Here is a 7,500-nt window from a genome sequence, read left to right on the forward strand (position 1 = left end):
GATCATTACCCCATTTCTGCGCTTTTTGCCTTTCCTAGCCAGAAGGAAGCCGGCGATTGACTTTTTGCTCAACCACCTGCTTGAAAGGTATCAATAAAACCGGCAGCCAAAACAAGTCTGCCAAAACCGCAAAAATCAAAGAAAGACTTACCAAAATTCCGGTAAACCACGGGATTTCCAAATCACTAAATGTCAACATCGCAAAGCCTGAAACCAAAATAATGGTAGTTAGGACAATGGCTTTTCCGGTGGTCAGAAAAGTATTAATTAAGGCAGTTGGCAAGTCTTGACCTTTCATCATTTGCATCCTTAGATTGGTCATAAAATGAATACTATCATCCACTGCGATGCCAAAAGCAATGGCAAAAACGATGGAGGTGGACAGTTTAAATTCTATTCCAAACCAATACATGACACAACCCACCCAAACCAAGGGAACGATATTTGGCAAAAGGACAAGGAAAGATACTCTCCAGGACCTAAAAAGAAACCCAATGATAATACCTACAAGCAAAAAGGCAAAACCAAGGCCGGTGAAAACCTTATAGGTTACCAGTTCATGGGTCTTGTCAATTAAAAAAGAAGTCCCTGTCAACCTGACTTGAAGTACCTTCTCGTCAATATTCTTTGCCACAAAGGCTTCTAATTCCTCCTTTTGCCTTTTGCCTATTAAACTACCATTGTCTGCTGTTCTAGAAGAAAGCCTGCCTTCTGTTCTATCTTCCGTCCACACTTTCAAATTTTGAGTAGTACCAATTCTTTCTATCAAGGGTTGCATCCTGTCGTATGCCAAGGCAGAAGGCAAAGTAAAAGCCTTGTCGTTCCCTCGGTTTTGTGCTTTATTGACCGCTTTCACAGCCGTCAAAGGAGACATAATAAAGGCAGAGTTGTAATTCTCAACAACAAATTCCTCCAACTTTTCTATTTCTTGAAGGACTTGATAATCCAACAAGCTTCCATCTTTGTCTGCCGTCTGAAGGTATATTTCCAAGGGTTTGGATCCTCCATAATTTTGATCAAAAAATCGGAAGTCCTCCAATAGGGCATGGTCTTCCGGAAGGCTATCCAACAAATACCCATTGGTTTTTACACGGGACATAAAATACCCCGCCACCAGGGTAATCAGCACAAAAACAATGAAAACAAGCTTGCGCCTGTTTATTACGTTAATATAGAAGTATTTTAAAAGTCCATTCCATCTCTTTGCCCATAATTTCCGATTGGAGGATGGCAAAGGAGGAAGCTGAAATAAGGCAAAGGGCAATATGGAAAAAAGAGCCAAAAACATAAACATTACGCCGAAACCGGTATATACACCAAACCACATTAAGCTGGGAACATTGGTGAAATACAAGGACACAAACCCTAGTGCAGTAGTGAGGGCTGTCAAAAAAACCGGTAGACCAAGGGTTTTGAAGGCATTAAAAATGGCTATCTCCTTTGGGAGTTTTGAGGTTAAAGCGCTTTGGTAATGGTTGACCACATGAACCATCCCACTTAGACCTATCACCATTAAAATGGGAGGTTGCATGACGGACATCACATCCAATTCTCCACCCGTCAAAAGCAAAAATGCCAAACTCCAAAAAATACCTGTGATAATAATAACAAATGGTAAAACCACACCCCACCAAGAGCGGTACATTACCCAGAGTAATATCAAAACACCACACATGGCAAAAGTCATGAAGAAGGAAAATTCCTCTTGAAGCAAAGTTACAAATGTCCCTGCAGCCTTAAAGCCGTCAAATTCGTAGGTTTTTAACTTTTGCTCTATATTTTCATACAAAGCATCTCCCTGCTCTTTGGCAATCATTTGCTTATTTTCAACCAGCAACAGAAGAGTATTGCTTTTCTCATCAAACAAATTCCCCTTCCACTGCCTGTCTTGTTTGATATTTTCAGCGCTTGTGGAGAGGGTTTCACCGGAAGTCCAGTCTAACAAAGGCCTGTAATTAATCCCAAATGGGCTGATAACCGGTTCTTTCTGGTCAAGTATTGAAATCACCTCATCTACCCCTTCCATTTGCTTCAGCTCCTGAGAAAATGCCAATGCCTCTGCTAAAAATGTGCTGTCGAATATTCCTTGTTCATTTTCAAGTGCCAGCAACAAATAGTCATTGTCATTTTGAAAAGTGGCCCTATACCTTTGGTAAAAATCCAAGTCAGGATCATCCTGTTGAAAAAAATTTTCAAAGTCATAATTAAAACTTACACCCTTCCAAGAAAGCAAAAAAAGTATTGACAGCGTTCCTGCAAAAACAAGTGCCCATTTGGACATTTTCCTATTCATTATTTGCGCTTTTTAGTCTTAAAACACGATTTATACATTCCTCTTTCTAACTTATTGCTCAACTTAGAAGGAAGGAAAAGTAAACTTAGAATATTTTTTTCACCTGTTGTATACAATTCTTTTTATTGACCATTAAAACAGCTGCGTTGATCAAAGGTTTTGGCAGCTTGCATAATTTACTATAATTTAGGGCCAAAAATTAGGCACACATGAAAAAAATCACGGTACTTTTTCTTGCAGTCATGAGTATCCATTTCTTATTCGACCAAGAAATTTTTGCCCAATCTCAAAGGTGGCAGCAGTCGGTAAGTTATCAGATGGATATTGAAATGGATGTAAAAACCAATCAATATACAGGAAAGCAAACCATTGCCTATAGCAATAATTCTCCGGACACACTCAATCAACTCTTTTTTCACCTTTATTACAATGCTTTTCAGCCGAATAGCATGATGGATGTTCGCTCAAGGTCCATTTCAGATCCTGACAGGCGGGTTGGGGATAGAATATCCAAGCTCTCGCCAGAGGAAATCGGTTTTATCCATGTGGAATCTTTGTTAATAAATGGACAGGAAGTTGAGATGGAAGAGGTAGGAACCATACTGGAAGTGCAGCTACCGGAACCCATTTTGCCACACAGTACTGTACTTTTGGAAAGCGAATTTATCGCCCAGGTGCCCCTTCAAATCCGTAGAGCAGGAAGAGACAATGCGGAGGGCGTTAGGTATTCCATGTCGCAGTGGTATCCTAAGCTGGCCAATTATGATGAACAAGGTTGGCACGCGAATCCTTATATCGGAAGAGAGTTTTACGGAATTTGGGGAGATTTTGATGTGAAAATCACCATTGATAAATCCTATATCCTTGGAGGAACGGGCTACCTTCAAAATAACAATGAAATAGGATATGGTTACGAAGACGAAGGTGTAGAGGTAAAAAACCCTTCGGGAGCTACCCATACCTGGCATTTTTATGCCCCCAAGGTTCATGATTTTATGTGGGCTGCAGATCCAAATTATACCCATGAGAAATTAATAACAGAAGATGGCATTACGCTACACCACCTTTATGTTAAAAACAAGGAAACAAAAAATACCTGGCCAAAGCTTAAGGAGTACACGGCTAAAACCATGGCTTATTTGAGCGAAAGATATGGGGCCTACCCCTACAAGCAATATTCTGTCATCCAAGGTGGTGATGGGGGTATGGAATATCCCATGGCAACATTAATTACCGGTCACAGACCCATGGGCAGCTTGGTAGGTGTGATGATGCATGAATTGGCTCACAGTTGGTTTCAGGGTGTATTGGCCTCTAATGAATCCCTTTATCCCTGGATGGACGAAGGATTTACCACCTATGCCAGCACCCTGAGTATGTCCGCTAATTACCTCAAACCTACTACCAATGAAAACCCTCTTAAAGGAGCCTATGTAGGCTATGAAAGACTTGTCAAATCAGGTCTTGAAGAACCTTTGTCTACCCATGCAGATCATTTTCATACCAATACGGCTTATGGCTCTGCCTCTTATTCCAAAGGAGCGCTATTTCTGGCCCAATTGGGCTACATTATTGGTGAAGAAACCAGAAACAAGGCCATGTTAAGGTATTGGGAAGCCTGGAAATTCAAACATCCCAATGTAAAGGACTTTATCCGAATCATGGAAAAAGAGAGCGGCATCGAGTTGGACTGGTACAAGGAGTATTGGGTGAACTCTACCAAAACAATAGATTATGTCATTTCTGAAGTTACTGAAAAAGACAATGCACTGACCGTAATGCTGGAAAGAAAAGGCCTAATGCCAATGCCAATTGACCTTATTGTCACCTATGAAAATGGTGAAAAAGAAAGTTATTATTTCCCATTGGCGATTATGCGCGGTGGCAAAGCAGCGGAAAGCGATTTACCTGAAAGAGTAAAGACAAGCCGATGGCCCTGGACAAACGAAACCATAGAAATAAGTATTGACCAATCCACCTCAAAAGTGGCATCCATTCAAATTGACCCTTCAGAGCGAATGGCAGATATTGACAAGTCCAATAACCTATGGACGTCAGCCAAGTAAGTATCTACAAAAGATTTACAAAGCCCTCATCAAGTTTACCACTTTTTGAGGGCTTTTTTTTAGCTAAAAACTTGAGATTCACTATTTTTTACCAAGAAGTTTCAAGCCTCTTCAACAAATCGAAGCAAAAAACAGCATTCCCTTTCATCCATACCAACACTCCTTCAACACCTTAATAAACCGATCACATAAATAAAATTTGTAATTTTTTCTTTTAATCATTGGGATTTTTATCAGGATATATCTACCTTATGAAAGGATTAGTAACCATTAAACATCTAGACATGAGAGTAGCCACTTTATTCATTTTCTGTTTTTCGCTTATAACCGTTGGATTGTATGCACAAGATCTTCCTGAAATAGAAAGGCAGACTAGGGACAAGACCTACCATTTCCAAGAATTTGAATCCATGCAGCTTGATGCAATTGATCCTGACAAGGTTTCTGTCACGACTAGCAATGAGGGAGACTTAGCATTTAAAAGATCACCGACTATGGTTGCACCAATGGGAAACTATAGGGATTTTAAAATCATTAAAATCACACTTCCTCCAAAATCAGCTATTGTGCCCAATAAAGACATTACGCTTCCTGAGCCCAAACAATATTTAGTGAAACGGCTTGTGAAGGCCAAAGAAAATTGAATTTTTTAATTGATTTAGATTTTTGATTTAAGGTTAAAGGTATTGGGTTTCACCCAATACCATTTTTTTTATCCCCTTTCTATTAAAATGCTTAATAGCTTGATTTCCATAGAACTTGGAGCAGTTAATATAAACGATTGCCATTCATTTTTATCTTAGGTTAAAATTGTTCTTATTGAAGCAAACAAAGTTTCAGATCAATGAACAGCAATAAATCTAATTTGTTAGTACCCGGTCAAATAACCAACGAAAAGCTTTCAAGTACAGGAGTTTCCGGAAAAACTGAAAATTGCTATTTCAAGTTAACGGTTTACAATGAAACCAGCATCCGGGTCCAAGTTTCAATTAAGAGCGAATTCAGCCCCAACCCTTACAGTGTCATTGCTTCTCCTGAGGAGGTAAAATTTTCTTGGGAAGAAAAAAATGACCACTATGTTTTAAAAACGAAAAAGATAGAATTAATACTTGAGAAAGATAATTTTAGGCTAATCTTTAAAAACAGCTCGGGAACTATCCTTAGTGAGGATGCTGCCCTTTTTGGTATCAATTGGCAAGGTACTGCAGTAAGTTGCTATAAGAAATTACAGCAATGGGAGAAATTCATCGGTTTAGGAGAAAAAACAGGTGGATTGAACCGGTATGGACAAACCTATACCAACTGGAACACAGATCATTTTGGCTATGGAACCAATGCCGACCCTTTGTACTTATCCCTACCCTTTTATATAGGCTTACACCATGATAATTGTTACGGTATCTTCTTTGACAACAGCCATAAAAGCACTTTTAATTTTGGTGCCGGAAACAATCGATTCTCCTACTTCACCGCTGAAGATGGGGATCTCGACTATTATTTTATTCATGAAAAGAATGTTGGGGGAATCATTTCAGCCTACACCACATTGACAGGCAAAACCCCAATGCCTCCTAAGTGGGCTTTGGGCTATCAGCAATGCCGGTACTCCTATTATCCTGACAAAGAGGTTATCCGCTTGGCCAAAACCTTTCGAGAAAAAGAAATCCCCGCTGACACCATTTATCTGGACATTCACCATATGGAAGAATGTAAGGTTTTTACTTTCGATAAAAAGCGATTTGAGAAACCCACTGAACTGATCAAACACATTAAGGATTTAGGGTTTAAAGTGGTGGTCATATTGGATCCGGGTATAAAAGTAGACGAGGACTACCCTCCTTATACAGAAGGAAATGAACAACAGTTGTTTATAAAATATCCCGATGGAAAAAATTATGAGGGACAGGTGTGGCCGGGCTGGTGTGCCTTTCCGGATTTCACTAAGCCTGAAACAAGAGACTGGTGGGCAGAAAAGTTAAATTTTTATTTACAGGCGGGGGTAGATGGTTTTTGGACAGACATGAATGAGCCGGCAACATGGGGCCAAACCATCCCGGACCTCGTTCAGTTTAATTATGAAGGACAAATCGCCAGCCACAAAAAAAGTAGAAATGTATATGGTTTACAGATGGCAAGAAGTACGAATAATGGGCTAGCCAACTATCACCAAGGTAAAAGACCTTTTGTTTTGACCCGTTCCGGCTTTGCAGGCATACAGCGCTATGCAGCGGTCTGGACCGGAGACAATGTGGCCAGTGATGAACATATGCTGGCCGGCGTAAGGCTGGTAAATAGCCTGGGCTTAGGTGGCATTTCCTTTGCAGGATACGATATCGGAGGATTTGTTGGCAACACCCAACCAAAATTATTCGCTCGATGGATAGCCTTAGCTACCTTCTGCCCCTTGTTTCGGGCACATACCATGATCAATAGCAATGCCTCAGAACCTTGGGCTTTTGGTGAAGAAGTGGAACAAATTTCCAAGAATTATATCCGGTTGAGATACAAACTATTGCCTTTAATTTATACCGCTTTCTACAAGAGTTATCAATCAGGCATTCCTCTTAGTAAAAGCCTTTCTATTGATTATTCCTTTGACGACAAAGTCTACCATGGTGCTTATGAAAATCAATACCTGTTTTGTGAACATTTATTGGTGGCGGCAGTGGAAAGCTACAAGGAAATTACTAAAATCTACTTGCCTGAAGGAACATGGTATCATTTTTTTACCGGAGAAAAATTAGATGGGGATCAAGAATTGCTTTGGGAATGTCCCATTGAATACCTTCCGGTATTTGTTAAAGCCGGGGCTATTCTACCCGTGCAATCTGTAAAAACCCATACTGAAGACGTTAAAGATGGTCAGATAAACATACACATTTACAAAGGAATGGGCCTTTCTGAACAATTAATTTATGAAGATGATGGAAAAAGCACAGCTTATCAAAAATCATCTTTTTCCAAAACTCTGATCCGAATGGATTTTACGGCAAACAAACTAAGCATTGAGAAAATTGCAGCTAATTATGAGAGTGAATACCACACTGCCAATTTTTTCTTTCATGGAATGCAGCTGCACAAGGCAAGTTTAGCGGGGAAAAAACTTGAAATAAGCCATAAGAATGTGGCTTTCTTGGATGA

4 protein-coding genes are annotated in these 7,500 nt (G+C 39.9%); 3 read left to right on the forward strand and 1 reads right to left on the reverse strand.

The window, feature by feature from the left end; translation table 11 throughout:
* Positions 1-34: 34 nt before the first annotated feature.
* Positions 35-2,293 carry an MMPL family transporter gene (locus tag AAC037_RS15165; RefSeq protein ID WP_339903771.1) on the reverse strand — a complete coding sequence of 753 codons (2,259 nt, stop codon included), beginning with the start codon at positions 2,291-2,293 and terminating at the stop codon, positions 35-37.
* Positions 2,294-2,502: 209 nt separating this feature from the next.
* Between AAC037_RS15165 and AAC037_RS15170 the strand changes: the two genes are divergently transcribed.
* From AAC037_RS15170 to AAC037_RS15180, 3 genes are all read left to right on the forward strand, one after another.
* Positions 2,503-4,359 (forward strand): M1 family metallopeptidase, encoded by a 1,857-nt coding sequence (locus AAC037_RS15170; RefSeq protein WP_339903772.1) that lies wholly within the window; start codon positions 2,503-2,505, stop codon positions 4,357-4,359.
* A 251-nt stretch (positions 4,360-4,610) separates the two neighbouring features.
* A complete protein-coding gene (locus AAC037_RS15175) occupies positions 4,611-5,003 on the forward strand; it encodes a hypothetical protein (protein WP_339903773.1) in 393 nt (130 codons plus the stop codon).
* Positions 5,004-5,203: 200 nt separating this feature from the next.
* On the forward strand, positions 5,204-7,500 hold a 2,297-nt coding region (locus AAC037_RS15180; protein WP_339903774.1), incomplete at its 3' end, for a glycoside hydrolase family 31 protein.

It is taken from the genome of uncultured Cyclobacterium sp., from assembly GCF_963976465.1.
Taxonomy (GTDB): domain Bacteria; phylum Bacteroidota; class Bacteroidia; order Cytophagales; family Cyclobacteriaceae; genus Cyclobacterium.

What these genes read in the sequence shown, in the direction of transcription:
- AAC037_RS15175 (WP_339903773.1), top strand. Translation starts at nt 4,611, where the DNA reads ATGAAAGGATTAGTAACCATTAAACATCTAGACATGAGAGTAGCCACT.
- AAC037_RS15165 (WP_339903771.1), bottom strand. Translation starts at nt 2,293, where the DNA reads ATGAATAGGAAAATGTCCAAATGGGCACTTGTTTTTGCAGGAACGCTG.
- AAC037_RS15170 (WP_339903772.1), top strand. Translation starts at nt 2,503, where the DNA reads ATGAAAAAAATCACGGTACTTTTTCTTGCAGTCATGAGTATCCATTTC.